A 19,923-nucleotide genomic window follows, 5' to 3' on the forward strand; every position below is an offset into this window, starting at 1 on the left:
CACCCAATGTCAATGTCAGCTAACGCCATGTCAGATAACGACGAACTGCAGCAAATTGCGCATCTGCGCCGTGAATACACCAAAGGCGGCCTGCGTCGCCAGGATCTTCCCGCCGAACCCCTCGTGCTTTTTGAACGCTGGCTGAAACAGGCCTGCGAAGCGAAACTCGCCGACCCAACGGCAATGGTTGTCGCAACGGTAGATGAAAACGGTCAACCGTATCAGCGTATCGTCCTGCTCAAACATTATGACGAGAAAGGCCTGGTGTTTTACACCAACCTGGGCAGTCGTAAGGCACACCACCTGGAAAACAATCCTCGTATCAGCCTGCTGTTCCCGTGGCATATGCTGGAGCGTCAGGTGATGGTCACCGGCAAAGCAGAGCGTCTCTCCACGCTGGAAGTGGTGAAGTATTTCCACAGCCGTCCGCGTGACAGCCAGATTGGCGCCTGGGTCTCAAAACAGTCCAGCCGTATTTCGGCGCGTGGCGTGCTTGAAAGCAAATTCCTCGAACTGAAGCAGAAATTCCAGCAGGGCGAAGTTCCGTTGCCCAGTTTCTGGGGGGGCTTCCGCATTCCGATCGAGCAGATGGAATTCTGGCAGGGCGGCGAACACCGTCTGCATGACCGCTTTTTATACCAGCGTGAAAATGGCGGCTGGAAAATCGACAGGCTGGCACCGTAATCGCCGAAATTTGTTGATTTAAGCGCTAGCGCAGGCCGCGCTTGCGCTTTATTCTATGTACCTTTCGCATCAGGCGAAAAGTCGTGTACCGGCAAAGGTGCAGTCGTTTATACATGGAGAATTTGATGGCAAGCAGTAACTTGATTAAACAATTGCAAGAGCGGGGCCTTGTGGCTCAGGTGACGGACGAGGAAGCGTTAGCAGAGCGACTGGCGCAAGGCCCGATCGCGCTCTATTGCGGCTTCGATCCTACCGCTGACAGCTTGCATTTGGGGCATCTTGTTCCATTGTTATGCCTGAAACGCTTCCAGATGGCGGGCCACAAGCCTGTCGCACTGGTTGGCGGCGCGACCGGTCTGATTGGCGACCCAAGCTTTAAAGCTGCCGAGCGTAAACTGAACACCGAAGACACCGTGCAGGAGTGGGTGGATAAGATCCGCAAACAGGTTGCGCCTTTCCTCGACTTTAACTGCGGTGACAACTCTGCGATTGCGGCCAACAACTATGACTGGTTTGGCGGCATGAACGTGCTGACCTTCCTGCGCGACATTGGCAAACACTTCTCTGTTAACCAGATGATTAACAAAGAAGCGGTGAAGCAGCGTCTGAACCGTGACGACCAGGGCATCTCCTTTACCGAGTTCTCCTACAACCTGCTGCAGGGTTATGACTTTGCCTGCCTGAATAAACTGCACGGCGTCTGCCTGCAGATTGGCGGCTCTGACCAGTGGGGCAACATCACGTCGGGTATCGATCTGACGCGTCGTCTGCACCAGAACCAGGTCTTCGGTCTGACCGTTCCACTGATCACCAAAGCCGACGGCACCAAATTTGGTAAAACCGAAGGCGGCGCGGTATGGCTTGATCCGAAGAAAACCAGCCCGTACAAATTCTACCAGTTCTGGATTAACACGGCGGATGCCGATGTTTATCGCTTCCTGAAGTTCTTCACCTTTATGGACATTGAGGCGATCAATGCTCTGGAAGAAGAAGACAAAAACAGCGGTAAAGCGCCACGTGCTCAGTACGTACTGGCTGATGAAGTGACCAAACTGGTTCACGGTGAAGAAGGTCTGGCCGCGGCAAAACGCATTACTGCAAGCCTGTTCAACGGGACGCTGAGCGACCTGAGCGAAGCGGACTTCGAACAGCTGGCGCAGGATGGTGTGCCGATGGTTGAGATGGAAAAAGGTGCCGACCTGATGCAGGCGCTGGTGGACTCCGAGCTGCAGCCATCCCGCGGTCAGGCGCGTAAAACCATCGCCTCGAACGCGATCACTATTAACGGTGAAAAACAGGCCGACCCGGAATACACCTTCGCTGACAGCGATCGTCTGTATGGCCGCTACACGCTTCTGCGTCGCGGTAAGAAAAACTACTGTCTGGTCTGCTGGAAATAATTAAAAGTATCCAGGGGCGTGGGAAACCACGCCCCTTTTGTTTTTTCAGGGTTTGGTAAGTAAAAATGAAGAACATCCTCGCCATTCAGTCCCACGTGGTCTTTGGGCATGCTGGCAACAGCGCCGCGGAATTTCCGATGCGCCGCCTCGGTGCCAACGTCTGGCCCCTCAATACCGTGCAGTTCTCAAACCATACACAATACGGTCAATGGACCGGCTGCGTGATGCCGCCTTCGCACCTCACCGACATTGTGCAGGGCATTGCCAATATCGATCAGCTAAAACGCTGTGATGCGATACTGAGCGGATATCTCGGTTCGGCAGAGCAGGGAGAGCATATCCTGGGCATTGTCCGCCAGGTGAAAGCGGCAAACCCGGCGGCGAAATACTTTTGTGATCCTGTTATGGGGCATCCGGAGAAAGGCTGTATCGTGGCCCCCGGCGTGGCTGAATTCCATGTGCGTCACGCGCTGCCGGCCAGCGATATTATTGCGCCGAACCTGATTGAGCTGGAAATTCTCTGCGAGCATCCGGTGAATAGCGTAGAAGAGGCGGTAAGCGCTTCTCGCGAGCTAATAGCCCAGGGGCCGGAGATTGTCCTGGTGAAACATCTCGCGCGCGCAGGGCTGAGCAGGGACCGTTTTGAGATGCTGCTGGTGACGAAAGACGAAGCCTGGCATATCAGCCGTCCGCTGGTGGACTTCGGCATGCGTCAGCCGGTGGGTGTCGGTGATGTGACAAGCGGCTTGCTGCTGGTGAAATTACTTCAGGGGGCCACGCTGCGGGATGCGCTTGAGCATGTGACTGCAGCAGTGTACGAAATCATGAAGGCGACGAAAGAGATGCAGGAGTATGAACTGCAGGTGGTCGCGGCACAGGATCGTATCGCGAAACCGGAGCATTACTTCAGCGCGACCCGGTTATAACGGTTCACGTTCCTGTCGGCCGGGTAGCGACAGCGCCACCCGGCAATACAGTGCGCCGGTCAGTTCAACCCTTCTGCTTTAAGCGCTGCAGCCACCGCAGGACGCGCGGCTACGCGATCCATGTACGATGCAATGTGGTCCAGCCCGTCCATGTTGAGCTTAATGGCCCGCGCCCAGCGCAGCACGGTGAACAGATAGGCATCAGCAATCGTAAAACGCGCGCCTCCAATCCACTGATCGTCTTTCAGCGATGCGTTAACGTACTGCAGTTTTTTCTCCAGCTGAGCACGTACGGTCGGTTTGTACTCTTCCGGCGTCTCCGGACGGAACAGCGGCGTAAAGCCTTTGTGCAGCTCGGTCGCAATGTAGTTCATCCACTCCAGCGTTTTGTAGCGAGAAACCGTGCTTACCGGTGCCAGCAATTGCCTGTCGGGCACGCTATCGGCGAGGAACTGCATAATCGCCACGCCTTCGGTCAGCAGGGTACCGTCATCCAGCAGCAGAGCCGGAACTTGTCCCTTCGGGTTAATAGCAAAAAAATCATCGCCGTTTTCCAGGCGTTTTTTCATCAGGTCAACGCCATCCAGCGTGAAATCTTTGCCGCTCTCGCGCAGGGTAATGTGGGAAGCAAGAGAGCACGCGCCCGGTTTGTAGAACAGTTTCATCGGTAACTCCTTTTTGCTGAGGTTTCAGCTATGTTAGTGCGCGAACGGGTAAAAAAAAAGCCGCTAATACATTAGCGGCTTCTGTTCAGTCGTTTCTCAGTGACATTATGCGGTAGCGGTTTCGGTCGCTTTCGCCGTCTTGTCGTCGTCCTGAGTCATGCGATTCAGCTTCGGCGCAGTCAGCATCATCAGAACCGCGATAACCGCAGTAGCAATACCAATCTGCATGAACACGGTACCGTAGACGTTCAGAGAGACCAGTGGGTCAGTCACGTTATCCGGCACGGCCATCAGGTTTGCAATTTTACCTGCGATGATGGCGGCACCCGCAGTGGTCAGGAACCAGCTACCCATGATGAAGCCCATCAGACGCTGAGGAACCAGTTGTGCAACCATCGCCAGGCCCAGACCGGAGATCATCAGTTCACCGATAGACTGCAGCGCATAGCTCAGGATCAGCCAGTTAACGGAGACGATACCGGCGTCAGTCGCAAATTTCGTACCCAGCGGCAGTACCAGGAATGCGCCAGAACACAGCAGCATACCGATAGCAAATTTGTGCGGCATCGGCAGACGGTCGCCCATTTTGTTATAGATAGCAGCCAGAATCGGGCTACCAATCATGATCCAGAACGGGTTCAGGGCCTGATACTGTTCCGGCTCGAACGCGATACCCAGGATTGAGTGTTCAACGTTACGGATAGCGAAGAAGTTCAGAGACGTTGGCATCTGGCTGTACAGAACGAAGAAGATAATCGCTTCCAGCATCAGAATGAAGGCCACAATCATCTTACGACGAGCGGCACCCTGCATGGCGAAGGCTTCTTTCGCGAAGATGATCACGATACCCAGCGCAACCACACCCAGAACGGCACGCGCGATGCCCTGGTTATGCAGCAGCCAGGTTGCGATTGCCGCGAGGATCACCACGCCGACAATGGTCGCCAGCAGTTTGCCAATGTGAACCGGTTCGAAGTCTGGTTTGGAGCCGTAGTCTTTTACCCAGCGTTTGCAGAAGGCAAAGTTAACCACGGTGATCAGCATACCGACAACGGACAGGGAGAACGCAACGCTCCAGCCGAATTTAGCGGCCAGCCACGGGGTTGCCAGCATGGAGAAGAAGGAACCGATGTTCACGGACATGTAGTACATGGTGAATGCACCGTCCAGACGCGGGTCATCTTTGTTGTAACAGGTAGAGAGCAGGGAAGACGGGTTCGCTTTGAACAGACCGTTACCGACGGCGATAGTCGCCATACCCATATACACCACAGCGGCATCGTGACCAGACCATGCAACCAGCGCATAGCCAACGGCCAGGACAATCGCACCCAGCATAATGACACGTTTAGTCCCGAGGACTTTATCACCCAGCCAGCCGCCGATAGCGACCAGACCGTACACCAGGGCACTGAAAGAGGAGAACAGCGTAATGGAATCTGCTTCGGACATACCCAGCTGTTTTACCAGGTAAACCGCCATGATCCCTTGCAGGCCGTAATAACCAAAACGCTCCCATAACTCGATAGAGAAGATGAGATAGAACGCTTTAGGTTGTTTAAAAGCGTTAAGACTTACGCTTTCATCTGTTGGTTTATTGTTTGCAGTCGACACATATACCTCTTTTTTTACATCCCATATTAACGGGGGTGTTCATCGCGTGATGGCCGTAGTCCATCCGCCTTATAGTTATATTGGGAGGAGAAACGGCGGGTAATGTTCACTATCCTGCACCGTCTGGCAATACGTTTGTAATAATCTGTTACATATAACTGGGCCGCTATAATCGGCGGTTCATACAAATGTTATTCAGCGTTAAATTTCATACGATCTGTAAAGGGAGTTTTTTTGACTGGCATTCACCCATAATTTGCCCTCAGTGGCGATATGTTCTGCTATTTGAGGTTTATTGCAGTGATATAGCCCATATTCTGAAAAATAGCTGGTCTTATGTGTTGCTCATGATGAGTTTGATCTTGTCTGGCAAAGGGTTTACGCCGCTTTTAACAACAAAAATTCAACACGAAGTTATCAGGGTGATCTTGATCACATATGTATAGAAATTTTCGGCTATGAAAAAAGTATTAACCTGTTTGAGCGTTAAAGGCTCGAACAAGTGATAAGGGAAGCGGTAAGGAAGGCGGATAAATTATGGTCAAAAGAAGGTCTTCTGGTAGACCCTCTCTTGGTAAGGAATTGCCGTTGCGTCAGAAAACGAAAAGCGCAAGATATCAGGGATACACTTTCTCTTTGTACTCGCAGAGATCTTCGATAATACAGGAGCCACAGCGAGGCTTACGGGCAATACAGGTATAACGGCCATGGAGAATGAGCCAGTGATGGCAATCCACCTTAAATTCGGCGGGAACCACTTTTAGCAGTTTCTCTTCAACCTGCTCGACATTCTTGCCCGGTGCGAAGTTAGTGCGGTTAGAGACGCGGAAAATATGGGTATCAACGGCGATAGTCGGCCAGCCAAACGCGGTGTTAAGTACCACATTCGCAGTCTTACGTCCCACGCCGGGTAATGCTTCCAGCGCGGCGCGATCTTCCGGCACTTCACCCCCGTGCTGTTCCAGCAGGATCCGGCAGGTTTTGATCACGTTCTCAGCCTTGCTGTTAAACAGACCGATGGTTTTGATATAGGACTTCACCCCGTCAACGCCCAGTTCCAGCATCGCCTTTGGCGTGTTGGCGACCGGATAAAGCAGGGCGGTCGCCTTATTAACGCTCACGTCGGTAGCCTGCGCAGAGAGCAGCACGGCGATCAACAGCTCGAACGCGGAGTTAAAATTCAGCTCCGTCGTCGGATGTGGGTTCTCATCCCGCAGACGGGTCAGGATCGCAATGCGCTTTTCTTTATTCATGAGGCCTTCTCGGGTATCCCTTCCTGTACGCTGCGCTCAGCCGCGCGGCGCTTACGTTTTTCATCAATCAGGTATTTTATCGCCAGCATCATGCCGAGGCCAATAAACGCGCCTGGCGGCAGCATGGCCAGCAGGAACGGCGTATCGGTGTGGAAGACTTCGATGCGCAGCGCTTTAGCCCAGCCGCCGAGCAGCGCATCTGCGCCATCAAACAGCGTTCCGTTACCCAGGATCTCACGCATTGAGCCGAGTACGAACATGGCACCGGTTGCCCCCATACCAATAGAGAAACCATCCAGAGCCGACATCGCCGGGCTGTTTTTCACGGCAAAAGCTTCCGCGCGCCCGACCACAATACAGTTGGTTACGATGAGGGGAATAAAGATCCCGAGCGACTGATACAGGCCGAACGCATAAGCGTTAATCAGCATCTGGACGATACTCACCACCGACGCGATGATCATGACGTAAATCGGAATACGGATTTCCGATGGCGTCCAGCGGCGCAGGGCAGAGATGGACAGATTGGTCAGGGTGAGAACCAGCGTGGTTGCCAGCCCCAGACCCAGCGCGTTGGTGGCGGTGGATGTCACCGCCAGCAGCGGGCACATCCCCAGCAGCTGTACCAGCGCGGAGTTGTTCTTCCACAATCCCTGGACGATAACCTCTTTAACCTGGCTCATGATTACTCCTCACAGGCCGTAAGATTGTTCATCTGCGCGGGCAGCGTTTCCGCATACAGCCCGGCTCGTTTTACGGCATTGACCACGGCCCGTGGGGTAATGGTTGCCCCCGTGAACTGGTCAAACTCGCCGCCATCCTTTTTCACAGCAAACGCAGGATCCGCTTCGCCGTGGATCACTTTTCCGGCAAAATGCAAAATCCAGTCGCTCAGACGGGTTTCAATTTTATCCCCCAGGCCTGGCGTCTCATGATGTTCCGTCACGCGCGTACCCAACACGGTACCGGAGAAATCGCTGCCGACCAGCAGTTGAATCGCCCCGGAGTAGCCATCGGGCGCCGTCGCTTCCATCACCGCGCCTACCGCATTATCCCCCTTACGGGCAATAAAGACGCGGTGCGGGCCTTTCCCTAACTGAGGTGCCTGGACCACGAAGCAACTTTTCTGCAGGTCATTATCGTAGAAATCAGGGGGGATCACCTGATCGAACAGGGCTTTTTGCTGCTTCACCGCCTGTTCGTCGATGGTCGATTTGGTCAGGTTGTTCACCAGGGCCGTCAGTCCGGTGAGGACCGCGGCGAAAATGGCCAGCGTGACGCCGTGTTTTTGCATTGTTTTCAGCATCGCGAAACCCTTAACGGTGGCCGTACACGCGCGGACGCGTGTAGTAGTCGATGAGCGGAACGGTGATGTTTGCAAGCAGAACCGCGAATGCCACACCGTCCGGGTAACCGCCAAAGCTGCGGATGAGCCACACCAGCAAGCCAGCCAGCGCACCGAAGATCAGGCGACCACGGTTCGTGGTAGATGCCGTTACCGGATCGGTCAGGATAAAGAACGCACCCAGCATGGTTGCCCCCGAGAGCAGATGCATCTGTGGGCTGGCGAGCGATTCTGGCGAGAACACCCATCCCAGTGTGGCGCAGACCGCCAGCGTCACGAGGAAGCTGACCGGAATATGCCAGCGGATCGCTTTCTGCTGCAGCAGGAACAGCCCGCCCAGCAAATAAGCAAGGTTCACCCACTGCCAGCCCGCGCCCGCCAGCATGCCGCTGAAGATGGCAGATTTCATAATCTGATCGACGGAGTGCCCGGCATGCAGGGAGGTTTTAAACGTATCGAGTGGTGTGGCCTGGCTGATGCCATCCACGCCCATACGCAGCGCGTTCATATCCGCACCGAGCGCGGTATGGCCGGTAAAGATAACGTGCAGGGCATCCATAAAGCCGGGTACCGTCGCGGCAATGTCATGCGGCGGCAACCAGCTGGTCATCTGAACCGGGAAGGAGATCAGCAGTACGACGTAGCCAATCATCGCCGGGTTGAACGGGTTATGGCCCAGCCCACCATAAAGTTGTTTGGCAATAATGACTGCAAACACCGTACCGAGCACCACCATCCACCACGGAGCAAACGGTGGAATACTGATTGCCAGCAACAGGCCAGTCAGCAGTGCTGAGTTATCGGCAAGGATGCGGGAAACCGCCAGCTTACGCAGTTTAAGCACCAGGGCTTCTGCCCCTAAGGCGCTGGCACAACCCAGCACTATCTGGAACAGCGTTCCCCAGCCGAAAAACCAGCACTGAACGGCAATGCCCGGCAGCGCCGCCAGGCACACCAGCATCATGATGCGTGATGTCTGGCGCTGATTATGGGTGTAAGGGGAACTTGCGATTCTGAAAACCATTTAATCCTCGTTAACTGCTTGCTGTGCGGCTTTCTTCGCCTGAACGCGCGCAATGGCGGCGGCGACTGCGGCTTTACGTGGGTCGTCGTTTGCGGCCGGCTGCTGTTCTTCCTGCTGTGCTGCTTTGCGGGCCTTGGCGCGGGCAATGGCGGCTTCAACAGCCGCCTTACGCGGGTCGACAGGTGCTTCAGGTTCAGCGGCTTCAGGCTGCGCCGCCGCTTTACGCGCTTTGGCACGGGCAATGGCGGCTTCGACAGCCGCTTTACGCGGGTCGACGGGGGCTTCAGGCGTAGCGGTTTCAGTCTGCGCCGCTGCTTTGCGCGCTTTAGCGCGCGCGATCGCCGCTTCAACAGCCGCTTTACGGGGATCTACGGCCTCCACTTCTTGCTCAACCACCACGTTTTGCTCGCCGGCCTTACGCGCTTTGGCGCGAGCGATCGCCGCTTCAACAGCCGCTTTACGGGGATCTACGGCCTCCGCTTCTTGTTCAACTACCACGTTTTGCTCGCCGGCCTTACGGGCTTTGGCGCGGGCAATGGCGGCTTCAACGGCGGCTTTACGCGGATCGATCTCAGCGTCAGAGGAGGCTGACTGTGCTTTTTCTGCCTGACGGGCGCGCGCAGCCGCTTTACGCGCTTCGCGGGCGGCAATCGCTTCGCTGTTATCCGGTTTTTCACCGGCCGGGATCACCACGGTCTGGGCTGCCGTCGCTTTTTTCTCCCGCACGCGTGCCAGTGCGGCATTAATCGCATCCTGGTCTTTTTCGCCGGGCTGAACTGCTGCCTGTTTGTGACGCGCCTGACGGGCCAGTTTTTCACGCTCCAGACGCGCCTGACGCGCTTCAAAACGCGCTTTCGCTTCGGCTGCGCGTTTCTCTTCCATGGAGATGGCATAAATCTCGGCCTTCTCCTGGCGGAAGTACTGCACCAGAGGAATGTTACTTGGGCAGACCCAGGCGCAGGCACCGCATTCGATGCAGTCGGCCAGGTTATGGGCCTGCGCTTTATCGTGCAGCTGACCTTTGCTGTACCAGTACAATTGTTGCGGAAGTAAATCCGCCGGACAGGCATCGGCACAGGCGCTGCAGCGGATACAGCCTTTCTCCTCCTGCTCTTCACCCATTTCGGTCGGGGAGGGGGCAAGCAGGCAGTTTGTGATTTTTACTACCGGGACATCGAGCCACGGCAGGGTAAAGCCCATCAGCGGGCCACCCATGATCACCATCTGGTCGCTGCCCGGGCAAAAATCAGCCTGTTCCAGCAGATGACGAACCGGCGTACCCAGACGCGCCCAGACGTTGCCCGGACGTGCGACAGATTCACCGGTCAGCGTAACCACGCGCTCGGTCAGCGGTTCACCGTCCACCACCGCACGTTTCACGGCGTAGGCTGTCCCGACGTTTTGCATCAGCACCCCGATGTCCGAAGAGCGTCCGCCATGCGGAACCTGCTTGCCGGTCAGAATTTGCGTCAGCTGTTTGGCACCGCCAGAGGGGTACTTGGTTGGGATAACGCGCAGGCCGATATCGTGGCTGCCGTTGAGGACGGCACGCAGCATCGAAATAGCCTGTGGCTTGTTATCTTCAATGCCAATCAGCACTTCGCGTGGCTGCAGAATATGGGCAAGAATGCGGATCCCTTCCACGACCTGCGCGGCGCAGTCCTGCATCAGACGATCGTCGGCGGTGATGTAGGGTTCACATTCTGCTGCATTGATGATCAGAGTCTGAATTTTATCGCCGCCGCCGTGCAGTTTGACGCCAGTAGGGAACCCCGCGCCGCCCAGGCCGGCAACGCCGAATTGATGAATACGCTCGATAAGCGCTTCGCGGCTCCGGTTGCGGTAGTCGCTCCAGCCGTCACGGTCTATCCAGCGGTCTTCTCCGTCGGCTTCAATAATGACGCTCAGTTCGGAGAGCGCAGAGGGGTGTGCTACGGTATGGGGGGCGATCGCCACCACTGTACCGGACGTCGGAGCGTGGACCGGCAGCATACGTCCGCGACCGAACGTTAACGGCTGGCCGCGAAGGACGGTATCGCCTTCTTTCACGCACAGTTCACCCTCAGCACCGATATGCTGTTTCAGCGGCATGACGTAACGGGACGCCAGCGGAATTTGGCGAAGCGGCGTGCCGTTGGACTGGGTTTTCATTTCAGGTGGATGGATACCACCGTCAAAGTCCCAAATCTTCTCTTTTCTGAAAGCAGAAAATAACTTAAGCATGTTGTTCCACAGGAATGATGCGAACCGGAATGGTTTGAAGATCCCACTTCCAGCTTTCGGTAGTCGGTTCAACCGGGCGCAACGCGATACATTGCGTCGGGCAGGGTGCCACGCAGAGGTTACAGCCGGTGCACAGATCCGCCACGACGGTGTGCATGGCACGCGTTGCGCCAACGATGGCGTCGACAGGGCATGCCTGAATGCATTTTGTGCAGCCGATGCAGTTCGCTTCGTCAATCACGGCGAGGGCGCGAACCGGCTCCTGCACATCTTCATCGCCGTCAACAGGTTGCGGGTCAACGTTAAGCAGGGCGGCTATTTTCAGCATTACCGCTTCACCGCCGGGTGCGCAGCGGTTAATTTTTTCACCCTGCACGCCTACCGCTTCGGCATAGGGGCGGCAGCCAGGATAGCCACACTGCCCGCACTGGCTTTGCGGCAGAAGCTCATCGATTTTTTCTACAACAGGATCGTCCTCTACCGCGAAACGGCGGGAGGCGTAACCCAGAATAAGGCCAAACACCAACCCCAGCACGCTGATAGAGGCGATGGCTATCCAGATAGTACTCATTACAACTTCACCAGACCACTAAAGCCCATAAAGGCCAGAGACATTAAACCTGCTGTCACCAGGGCGATCGCGTTACCGCGGAATGGCGCAGGGATATCCGCTGCTGCCAGACGCTCGCGAATCGAGGCGAACAGCACCATCACCAGAGAGAAACCGACGGCGGCAGAAAAACCGTACAGCGCCGATTGCATGAAATTATGCCCAAGGTTGATGTTCAGCAGCGCCACGCCAAGTACTGCACAGTTGGTGGTAATCAGCGGCAGGAAGATACCCAGCAGGCGATAGAGAGCCGGGCTGGTTTTACGCACCACCATTTCTGTGAATTGCACTACCACCGCGATGACCAGAATAAAGGACAGCGTACGCAGATAGATTAAATCCAGCGGGATGAGGATCCAGTTATCAATCAACCACGCGCAGATAGACGCCATCGTCATCACGAAGGTGGTGGCCAGCCCCATGCCCATTGCAGTTTCCAGCTTTTTGGAAACCCCCATAAATGGACACAGGCCAAGGAACTTCACCAGGACGAAGTTGTTAACCAGCACAGTGCCGACAAAGAGCAGTAAGTAATCGGTCATTATTTAGCCTGAAATAAAAAAGCCGCCTATTATCGGACAAACCACCGCAGGCGACAACAGGTTATCTGTAAGGTTATTACGGGTTCACAAAGGTGTTCTTCACCCGCGTCGAACGCTTGAAATAGGGCACCAGCAGCGCCGCAGCCAGTAACGGAAAAAGCAGCTGGCGAACGGCCAGGGCATCAGAAACTGGCGAAAAAGCAAAGGCTTTCACCGCCAGCAGGACCGAAATCAGCAGCCAGATAATGTAGTGTTTAGGGACACCCTTACGGCGCTTAAAGAAGGCAATGGTCAGCCATAGCGTGTAGTACCACATCCCGATCGCAAAAACGAACGACACAAACCACATCGTAATATTAAGCACACTTTGCGACATCAGGGTCTGGATTGCATGAGGTGTAATCAGTGCGGTGGTATAAAGCAGCAGCGCAAGTGATGCGCTTAATAAGGCAACCAGCAGCCATGCCAGTGGGGCGATTAACCAGCCTCCAATTCGTTCTCCAGGCGTTGCGGTCATGAACTCTCCCATAATCTGCGCGAAATGTTGTACAGCCAGTTTGCAGGGCGGAGAGTATATAACATTTCGCGCGGATGGCTACTTTCTTATAAAACGTAGCGCCATACAGACTTAGGCACTTCACCGACGTTGAACAAACGGCCACCGGAGACCAGCTCCGCACGGCGGTGGTCAGCGGCGCGATACATATTGATGATTTCCTGATTATCCGACAGCGTGTAGTTCAGATGGTCAAACAGTTTTTCCAGGCTCTCAAGCGAATTGATCTTGCGAAATTTTAATAAATAGTCCTGAACTGTCATATTAATAAGTTTCCATATAAAAGTGAGTAATACCAGTTAAGGTAATTCGTCCGAATAATAAACGGATTAATAAAGACGTAAACAGCCCACTCAGATAACGCGACTAAATTAGGAGTTTTCTTTGCTGAAAGTACAGGCATCAGACGATGCCTGGAAGAGAAGGTTAACCGTGTTCACCAGGGCTGGCAATAAGTAACTGACATATTATGTCACTCTTTATTGCGGTAACCGGTTACTTAGGTTGGGCGACGGTGACAGGCTCCGGCGGCTGGTAGTTATCGATATGGCTGGCAACGCCAAGCAAAATGACCGATACCCCAAGGACAATCCATCCCGCTAATTCAATGATTCGATTAATAATTGACGTCATGACTGGTACGTGTAATTTATCCATAAATACAGGTTGCAAATGTTACAGCGCCGTTTCCCCCGCGGCAAGTGCTTTGGGAACGGTTCCCCTAAACAAAATCAGAACGTTAAATCTATGTAACAAAAACAACCGGCATAGCCTGCTATTTTACGTCATATGGCACATGATTAATCTGTAAGAACGTCAGAGTAGCCAGTGTGAAATAAGATAGTCATAAAAGAGGGCAACATTATGAGTGATAGCATCCGCGTCGGGCTTATTGGTTACGGTTACGCGAGCAAGACTTTTCATGCGCCTCTGATTGCCGGGACGCCGGGCATGGCGCTGGCGGCAGTTTCCAGTAGCAATGCCACGAAAGTGCATGCCGACTGGCCCTCCGTGCCGGTTGTTTCTGAACCTAAGCATCTTTTTAACGACCCTAATATTGATTTGATCGTCATTCCCACCCCCAATGACACGCATTTTCCGCTGGCAAAGGCAGCACTGGAAGCCGGTAAGCACGTTATTGTCGATAAACCCTTCACGGTGACGTTGTCACAGGCGCGCGAACTGGATGCGTTGGCAAAAAGTTTTGGCAGAGTGCTTTCGGTATTTCATAACCGCCGCTGGGACAGTGATTTCCTGACGGTAAAAGCGCTCCTTAATGAAGGCACGCTGGGCGAAATCCTCTTTTTTGAATCGCACTTTGACCGGTTCCGCCCTCAGGTCCGAAACCGCTGGCGTGAGCAAGCCGGGCCGGGCAGCGGCATCTGGTACGATTTAGCGCCGCATCTTCTCGATCAGGCCGTAAATTTGTTTGGCCTACCGGTCAGCATGACGGTCGATCTGGCCCAGCTCAGACCCGGAGCGCAAACCACCGACTACTTTCATGCCATCTTGAGTTACCCGCAGCGGCGTATTGTACTGCACGGGACAATGGTGGCAGCCGCCGAATCAGCGCGTTATATCCTTCACGGTACGCGCGGGAGCTATGTGAAGTTTGGTCTCGATCCTCAGGAAGAACGCCTGAAAAACGGCGAGCGTTTGCCGCAGGAAGACTGGGGCTATGACATGCGGGACGGGGTTGTGACGCGGGTGGAAGGTGAGGAGAGGGTTGAAGAAACGTTACTGACGATCCCGGGTAACTATCCGGCGTATTATGCCGCTATCCGTGATGCGCTAAACGGGACGGGGGATAACCCGGTTCCGGCCAGCCAGGCGATTCAGATTATGGAATTGATTGAACTGGGGATTGAATCAGCCAAACACCGCGCAACGCTCTGTCTGGCGTGATTCTGACAAAGCCGGGTAAGGGGACGACCCCACCCGGCAACGGGCTTAGCCGCGGGCGACCTTATCCCGCAGCGCCTGTTTCTCTGCTGGCGTCAGGAAGGCGATGTCCAGGCCGTTAATCTGCGCCTGGCGGATCTGATCCTGAGTCAGGCCAGCCTGCGGTGCGGCGACGGTGTACTCATGAATAATATCCACGCCCTGTACTGCCGGATCGTCCGTGTTCAGTGAGGCCAGAACACCGTGCTCCAGGAAGGTTTTCAGCGGGTGATGCGCCAGTGATGCCACTGTGCTGGTCTGAATATTGGACGTCAAACACGATTCAATACCAATACGCTGCTCGGCAAGGAAATCCATCAGGGCGCGATCTTCAACGGCTTTGACACCATGACCGATACGCTCTGCACCCAGCTCACGGATGGCCTGCCAGATGCTTTCAGGGCCTGCCGCTTCACCGGCATGCACGGTAATGTGCCAGCCGGCGTCACGCGCGCGGTTGAAATGAGAAAGGAACAAACTGCCCGGGAAGCCGAGTTCATCACCCGCCAGGTCAACGGCAGCGATCGCATCACGATGTGCCAGTAACCCTTCCAGCTCCTGCAGGCAGGCCGCTTCACCGAAGGTACGGCTCATAATGCCAATCAGGCGAGCCTGAACGTCGAAGGTTTTACACCCTTCGCGCACGCCGTCAATTACCGCTTCAACCACGCCTGCAACGGGCAGGTTGTGGGTCATCGCCATATAGCCTGGCGAAAAGCGCAGTTCAACGTAGTGCAGGCCATTACGGGCGGCATCTTCAATATTTTCGAAAGCAACACGGCGGCAGGCATCCAGCGAGGCCAGCATCTTCACGCCCCAGTCGAGTTTGCTCAGGAAACTGACCAGATCCGGTTCATTTGAGGTGACCTGAACGTGGGGGATTAGGGTCTCAATCGTTTGTGCAGGGAGCGTGAGATTGTACTGGCGGCCAAGATCGAGGATGGTTTGGGCACGAATGTTACCGTCAAGATGGCGGTGAATATCAGTTAGTGGCAGGCGTGTATCAATCATGGTCGCACTCTTTTCTGGTTAAAGTGCGTCATATTATAAAAACAAAACGAGGTAAAAAGCTATTTGCGCAAGGGAATATTCCGTTGCGCAATCTGATTACAGGAGCGTCGTTATGCCGGCGATCAGCCGCTGAACCCCTTGCTCAAGCTTGCTACGCGGGCATCCCGCGTTCAGACGGACAAAACCGTTACCCTCTTCGCCGTAGGTGTATCCTGGCATGATGGCGACCTTTTGCTGCTCAATCAGGACTTTTTGTAGCATTTTGTCGTCAAGGTTGAGTGGACGCAAATCGATCCAGGCCAGATACGTGGCTTCGGGTGGCTGCCAGTCGAGCGTCGGAAACGCGCGGTGTAATTCGCGTGCAATGTACGCCAGATTTTCCTCCAGATACGCCCGCAACGCATCCAGCCATGGCTCTCCCTGCTGATAGGCAGCAATGTGGGCCGTCAGCGCCAGTACGGAAGGGGAAGAGAGCCCGTCACGACCTTTTAATGCGCTGAGGTAACCGTTAAGGCTCTCTTCATCGCCAATCAGCCCCCAGGCACCGGTGAGCGCCGGTATGTTAAAACTTTTTGAACCAGAGCTCAGAAGTGCCCATTTACCGCGTGCCACTTCATTCCACGGCGTATGGCGACGGCCTCCCCACACCATGTCCATATGAATTTCATCGCTAATCACCGCCACGTCATAACGGGCGCACAGTTCTGCCATGTGACTCAGCTCTTCACGGGTCCAGACTTTACCCGTGGGATTTTGCGGGCTGCACAGCAGCAAAATTTTGTTTTCCGGTTTTGCCAGCGCCGCCTCAAGTGCGGCCCTATTTCCCTGCCAGCCCGTGGCATGTTTTTCCATCGCCACGCCGACCACCTGGCGGGCATTCCCCTCGATGGCCTTATAGAACGCATCGTAAGCGGGGGTATGGACCACCACGCCGTCGCCGGGAGTTGACCAGAGGCGAATCAGTTCGGATACCATATAAATAACGGAAGGCCCGTACACGAGCGAGTCGGTATCAATGTGGCTGTTAAAGCGCTGCCGGAACCAGTGCGCCACAGCGGCGAGAAACTCTTCATTTTTCCAGCGGCTGTAGCCAAACACCCCGTGATGAATACGCTGGTGCAGCGCTTCGGTGATGCAGGGCGCGGTCGCGAAATCCATATCGGAAATGGTGAAGGGCAGCAGATCGGCCGCGCCAAAGCGGTCGGCGACATAGTCCCACTGCGTGCACCAGGTGCCGTGTCGATCCACGACGGTTGAAAAATCGAACATGACTCAAGTCCTTAAAGAAAAACCCCCTCAGCGCGAGGGGGTGAGGCATCAGGCTTCCACTGTACGCATCAGGGTTGCCAGCTCATCTTTCACTGACTGAACCTGCGGGCCGATAACCACCTGCAAATTATGTTGATTTAACTGTACCACGCCGATGGCCCGGTTGGCTTTCAGGGCGTTGGTGTCCACTTTCGACATGTCCGCCACCGACAGGCGCAGTCGGGTGATGCAGTTATCCAGAGAGGTAATGTTATCCGCACCGCCCAGCGCCGCCAGAATAGCAGGGGTGTTATAGCCGGACTTACCCACGGTACCTGCAACAGCCTGCTCAACGCTGCTGGCGGTATCGGTATCCCGTCCAGGCGTTTTGAGGTTAAAGCGGGTGATGGCGAAGCGGAAAATGCCGTAGTACACCGCGAACCAGATAGCGGCCACCACCGGTACCAGGTACCATTTGGTCGACAACCCGTGCAGGATCCCGAACACCACAAAGTCGATGACGTTGCCGTCGGTATTCCCGATGGTGACGCCCAGCACCGCCATCACGGTGAAGCCCAGACCGGTCAGTACCGCGTGGATGAGATACAGCACTGGCGCGACAAACAGGAACAGGAATTCGATTGGCTCCGTTGTACCGCCCACGACGCAGGCGATGACCCCGGAAATCAGCAGCCCTTTAATTTTATGGCGGTTTTCCGGACGAGCACAGTGATACATGGCCAGCGCCGCACCCGGCAAGCCGCCGAGGAAGGCCGGCATTTTACCCTGTGACAGGAAGCGGGTCGCACTTTCAGAGAAGCCGTGCGTGGTCGGGCAGCTCAGCTGTGCCTGGAAGATGGTCAGCGCACCGCTCACATCGTGTCCGCACACCTCCATTGTGCCGCCCGCTTCGGTAAAGCGGATCAGCGCCACCAGAATATGTTGCAAACCAAACGGCAGCAGCAGACGTTCGCCGGTTCCGAAGATCATCGGACCAAAATCGCCCGCACCGTTGATGATGCGGCCAATCCCGTTAATCCCCAGCGCAAAGACTGGCCAGATCAGCGGAATAATAAGGCCAAACAGACCCATGACCACAAGGGTTACAATGGGTACAAAGCGGGTGCCCCCGAAGAACGCCAGCGCATCAGGCAGGCGGATATTGTGGAAGTGCTCATGCAGCATCCAGATAATCACCCCGGCGATCACCGCGCCGAGGATCCCGGTATCAATGGACTGAATCCCGATAACGCTCTGAATGTTGTTCGCTTTAAGCACGGCGGCATCGGTGGTGGGCAGAATGCCTTTAGCCGTCAGCCAGAAGTTCACCGCAAGGTTCATTACCGCATAACCGACAAACCCGGCAAAGGCGGCCACGCCTTTGTTCTCGCGTGCCAGACCCAGCGGGATAGCAATACAGAACATCACCGGCAGGAAGCTAAAGGCGAAGGAGCCGACTTTACTCATCCAGATAAAGATCGCCTGCAGCACAGGTGTCCCGAGGAACGGGATCAGCGTGATGACGTCCTTACTGCTCAACGAACTGCCGATCCCGAGCATGATCCCGCAGAACGAGAGGAGTGCCACGGGCAGCATAAAGGTTTTACCCAGTTGCTGGAAAAATTCCCACAGCGATATTTTTTGTGCTGCTTTCGCCGTCATAAAACGACTCCTTTATTGTTAAAATCAGTTTATCTGCTTCAATGCTGCGAGAAGATAAAACGTTTTATCAAAGTTTAGTGCGCTCTGAATCACATTCTCAGGCTTTGACTGGTAGTATAAAGATTACATATTGATAAAACGTTTTACCGATCTCATTTCAGGGAGTCACGCCGACACATGGCTGTAGCGAAAAAAATCACCATCAACGATGTCGCGCTGGCGGCGGGGGTTTCCGTCAGCACCGTTTCACTGGTGCTCAGCGGGAAAGGACGCATTTCTCCCGCGACCGGGCAACGGGTTAACGAGGCGGTTGAGCAACTGGGCTTTGTACGTAACCGCCAGGCATCAGCGCTGCGCGGCGGCCAAAGCGGTGTGATCGGTTTGATTGTGCGTGACCTGACCTCTCCCTTTTATGCCGAACTGACCGCGGGCCTGACCGAAGCGCTTGAAGCGCAGGGACGGATGGTCTTTTTGCTTCACGGCGGTCGCGAGGCCGATCAGCTCCTTTCCCGTCTGGATATGCTGCTTACGCAGGGCGTCGACGGGGTGATCGTCGCCGGCGCGTCGGGGGTGAGTAATGACTTGTGCGAGCGCGCCGCTGAAAAAGGCGTGCCGCTGGTGTTTGCCTCGCGCGCCAGTTATCTGGACGAAGCCGATACCCTGCGACCGGACAACATGCAGGCCGCACAAATGTTGACGGAGCATCTCATTCATCGGGGGCATCAGCGCATTGCCTGGCTTGGCGGAAAAAGCTCGTCCCTGACGCGAGCCGAGCGGGTAGGCGGTTACTGCGCGACGCTGATTAAATACGGCCTCCCGTTCCACAGTGAATGGGTGGTGGAATGCGAATCCAGCCAGAAGAAAGCCGCGGAAGCGATAAACGCGTTATTACGGAGTAGCCCGACGATAAGCGCCGTGATTTGCTATAACGAGGTGATTGCGATGGGGGCCTGGTTTGGCCTGATCCGCGCCGGGCGTCAGAGCGGCGAGGGTGGGGTTGAAACCTTCTTCGGCCACCAGGTGGCGTTAGGGGCATTTGCCGACGTTGGTGAAAACGCGCTGGACGATCTGCCCATTGTCTGGGCCACCACACCTGCCCGGGAGATGGGTTACACGCTGGCGGACAGGATTATGCAGCGCATCGAAAAAGCAGACGTGCAGGCCGGGCACCAGATTGTGTCGGCACGGTTAGTGACGGTGAAATAGTATTTCGTGGCAC

General features: G+C 55.2%; 20 protein-coding genes. 5 read left to right on the top strand and 15 right to left on the bottom strand.

All coding sequences use genetic code 11. The annotated features are described in order from the left end of the window. The first annotated feature begins 27 nt into the window (after positions 1 to 27). The 3 genes from pdxH (at position 28) to pdxY (ending at position 3,010) form a co-directional block, all read left to right on the top strand. Positions 28 to 684: a pyridoxamine 5'-phosphate oxidase gene (pdxH, locus tag ACMGG3_RS05590; protein ID WP_025204349.1), complete on the top strand. Its 657-nt coding sequence runs from the start codon at positions 28 to 30 to the stop codon at positions 682 to 684. Positions 685 to 809: 125 nt separating this feature from the next. Then, positions 810 to 2,084, top strand: a complete 1,275-nt coding sequence (gene tyrS / locus ACMGG3_RS05595; protein WP_047744554.1) for a tyrosine--tRNA ligase — start codon at positions 810 to 812, stop codon at positions 2,082 to 2,084. Between the two features lie 65 nt (positions 2,085 to 2,149). Further along, positions 2,150 to 3,010 (top strand): pyridoxal kinase PdxY, encoded by an 861-nt coding sequence (gene pdxY / locus ACMGG3_RS05600; protein WP_014169794.1) that lies wholly within the window; start codon positions 2,150 to 2,152, stop codon positions 3,008 to 3,010. 59 nt (positions 3,011 to 3,069) lie between these two features. On the opposite strand, the gene gstA is transcribed toward pdxY, so the two are convergent. From gstA to blr, 12 genes are all read right to left on the bottom strand, one after another. Then, the gene (gene gstA / locus ACMGG3_RS05605; protein ID WP_014169795.1) at positions 3,070 to 3,675 is read right to left on the bottom strand and encodes a glutathione transferase GstA; all 606 of its coding nucleotides are present in this window, start codon (positions 3,673 to 3,675) and stop codon (positions 3,070 to 3,072) included. A gap of 105 nt (positions 3,676 to 3,780) precedes the next feature. Further along, positions 3,781 to 5,289: a dipeptide/tripeptide permease DtpA gene (gene dtpA / locus ACMGG3_RS05610; RefSeq protein ID WP_014169796.1), complete on the bottom strand. Its 1,509-nt coding sequence runs from the start codon at positions 5,287 to 5,289 to the stop codon at positions 3,781 to 3,783. 617 nt (positions 5,290 to 5,906) lie between these two features. Continuing rightward, positions 5,907 to 6,542 carry an endonuclease III gene (gene nth, locus ACMGG3_RS05615; RefSeq protein ID WP_410384094.1) on the bottom strand — a complete coding sequence of 212 codons (636 nt, stop codon included), beginning with the start codon at positions 6,540 to 6,542 and terminating at the stop codon, positions 5,907 to 5,909. Beyond that, on the bottom strand, positions 6,539 to 7,225 hold the full coding sequence (locus ACMGG3_RS05620) for an electron transport complex subunit E (RefSeq protein WP_020884326.1): 687 nt from the start codon (positions 7,223 to 7,225) through the stop codon (positions 6,539 to 6,541). The genes nth and ACMGG3_RS05620 overlap by 4 nt, the downstream gene beginning before the upstream one ends. A 2-nt stretch (positions 7,226 to 7,227) precedes the next feature. Next, positions 7,228 to 7,848 carry an electron transport complex subunit RsxG gene (gene rsxG / locus ACMGG3_RS05625; protein WP_163304230.1) on the bottom strand — a complete coding sequence of 207 codons (621 nt, stop codon included), beginning with the start codon at positions 7,846 to 7,848 and terminating at the stop codon, positions 7,228 to 7,230. Between the two features lie 10 nt (positions 7,849 to 7,858). Beyond that, positions 7,859 to 8,911 (bottom strand): electron transport complex subunit RsxD, encoded by a 1,053-nt coding sequence (gene rsxD / locus ACMGG3_RS05630; RefSeq protein WP_014169800.1) that lies wholly within the window; start codon positions 8,909 to 8,911, stop codon positions 7,859 to 7,861. Beyond that, positions 8,912 to 11,134, bottom strand: a complete 2,223-nt coding sequence (gene rsxC / locus ACMGG3_RS05635; protein ID WP_014169801.1) for an electron transport complex subunit RsxC — start codon at positions 11,132 to 11,134, stop codon at positions 8,912 to 8,914. It abuts the gene before it with no gap. Beyond that, positions 11,127 to 11,705: an electron transport complex subunit RsxB gene (rsxB, locus tag ACMGG3_RS05640; protein ID WP_049022026.1), complete on the bottom strand. Its 579-nt coding sequence runs from the start codon at positions 11,703 to 11,705 to the stop codon at positions 11,127 to 11,129. The genes rsxC and rsxB overlap by 8 nt, the downstream gene beginning before the upstream one ends. Continuing rightward, positions 11,705 to 12,286 carry an electron transport complex subunit RsxA gene (gene rsxA / locus ACMGG3_RS05645; protein ID WP_014169803.1) on the bottom strand — a complete coding sequence of 194 codons (582 nt, stop codon included), beginning with the start codon at positions 12,284 to 12,286 and terminating at the stop codon, positions 11,705 to 11,707. The genes rsxB and rsxA overlap by 1 nt, the downstream gene beginning before the upstream one ends. Before the next feature lie 76 nt (positions 12,287 to 12,362). Continuing rightward, positions 12,363 to 12,803: a DUF2569 domain-containing protein gene (locus ACMGG3_RS05650; protein WP_025204344.1), complete on the bottom strand. Its 441-nt coding sequence runs from the start codon at positions 12,801 to 12,803 to the stop codon at positions 12,363 to 12,365. 86 nt (positions 12,804 to 12,889) lie between these two features. Then, the gene (gene ydgT / locus ACMGG3_RS05655; protein WP_006174966.1) at positions 12,890 to 13,105 is read right to left on the bottom strand and encodes a transcription modulator YdgT; all 216 of its coding nucleotides are present in this window, start codon (positions 13,103 to 13,105) and stop codon (positions 12,890 to 12,892) included. Between the two features lie 232 nt (positions 13,106 to 13,337). Continuing rightward, positions 13,338 to 13,463: a division septum protein Blr gene (blr, locus tag ACMGG3_RS05660; protein ID WP_168112406.1), complete on the bottom strand. Its 126-nt coding sequence runs from the start codon at positions 13,461 to 13,463 to the stop codon at positions 13,338 to 13,340. Between the two features lie 243 nt (positions 13,464 to 13,706). Here blr and ACMGG3_RS05665 point away from each other — a divergent pair, with 243 nt between their 5' ends. Next, a complete protein-coding gene (locus ACMGG3_RS05665; RefSeq protein WP_410378574.1) occupies positions 13,707 to 14,747 on the top strand; it encodes an oxidoreductase in 1,041 nt (346 codons plus the stop codon). 45 nt (positions 14,748 to 14,792) lie between these two features. Here the strand turns inward: ACMGG3_RS05665 and add are convergent, their stop codons facing one another. The 3 genes from add to malX form a co-directional block, all read right to left on the bottom strand. Next, positions 14,793 to 15,794 carry an adenosine deaminase gene (gene add, locus ACMGG3_RS05670; protein ID WP_414149668.1) on the bottom strand — a complete coding sequence of 334 codons (1,002 nt, stop codon included), beginning with the start codon at positions 15,792 to 15,794 and terminating at the stop codon, positions 14,793 to 14,795. A 96-nt stretch (positions 15,795 to 15,890) separates the two neighbouring features. After that, on the bottom strand, positions 15,891 to 17,063 hold the full coding sequence (locus ACMGG3_RS05675; RefSeq protein ID WP_414149669.1) for a MalY/PatB family protein: 1,173 nt from the start codon (positions 17,061 to 17,063) through the stop codon (positions 15,891 to 15,893). Between the two features lie 48 nt (positions 17,064 to 17,111). Then, on the bottom strand, positions 17,112 to 18,704 hold the full coding sequence (gene malX / locus ACMGG3_RS05680) for a maltose/glucose-specific PTS transporter subunit IIBC (RefSeq protein ID WP_414149670.1): 1,593 nt from the start codon (positions 18,702 to 18,704) through the stop codon (positions 17,112 to 17,114). A 177-nt stretch (positions 18,705 to 18,881) separates the two neighbouring features. On the opposite strand from malX, the gene ACMGG3_RS05685 reads away from it, so the two are divergent. Then, on the top strand, positions 18,882 to 19,910 hold the full coding sequence (locus ACMGG3_RS05685; protein WP_014169810.1) for a Mal regulon transcriptional regulator MalI: 1,029 nt from the start codon (positions 18,882 to 18,884) through the stop codon (positions 19,908 to 19,910). The last annotated feature ends 13 nt before the right edge of the window (positions 19,911 to 19,923 follow it).

The sequence above is a fragment of the Enterobacter sp. BNK-18 genome (assembly GCF_047456135.1).
Taxonomy (GTDB): Bacteria; Pseudomonadota; Gammaproteobacteria; order Enterobacterales; family Enterobacteriaceae; genus Enterobacter; species Enterobacter ludwigii.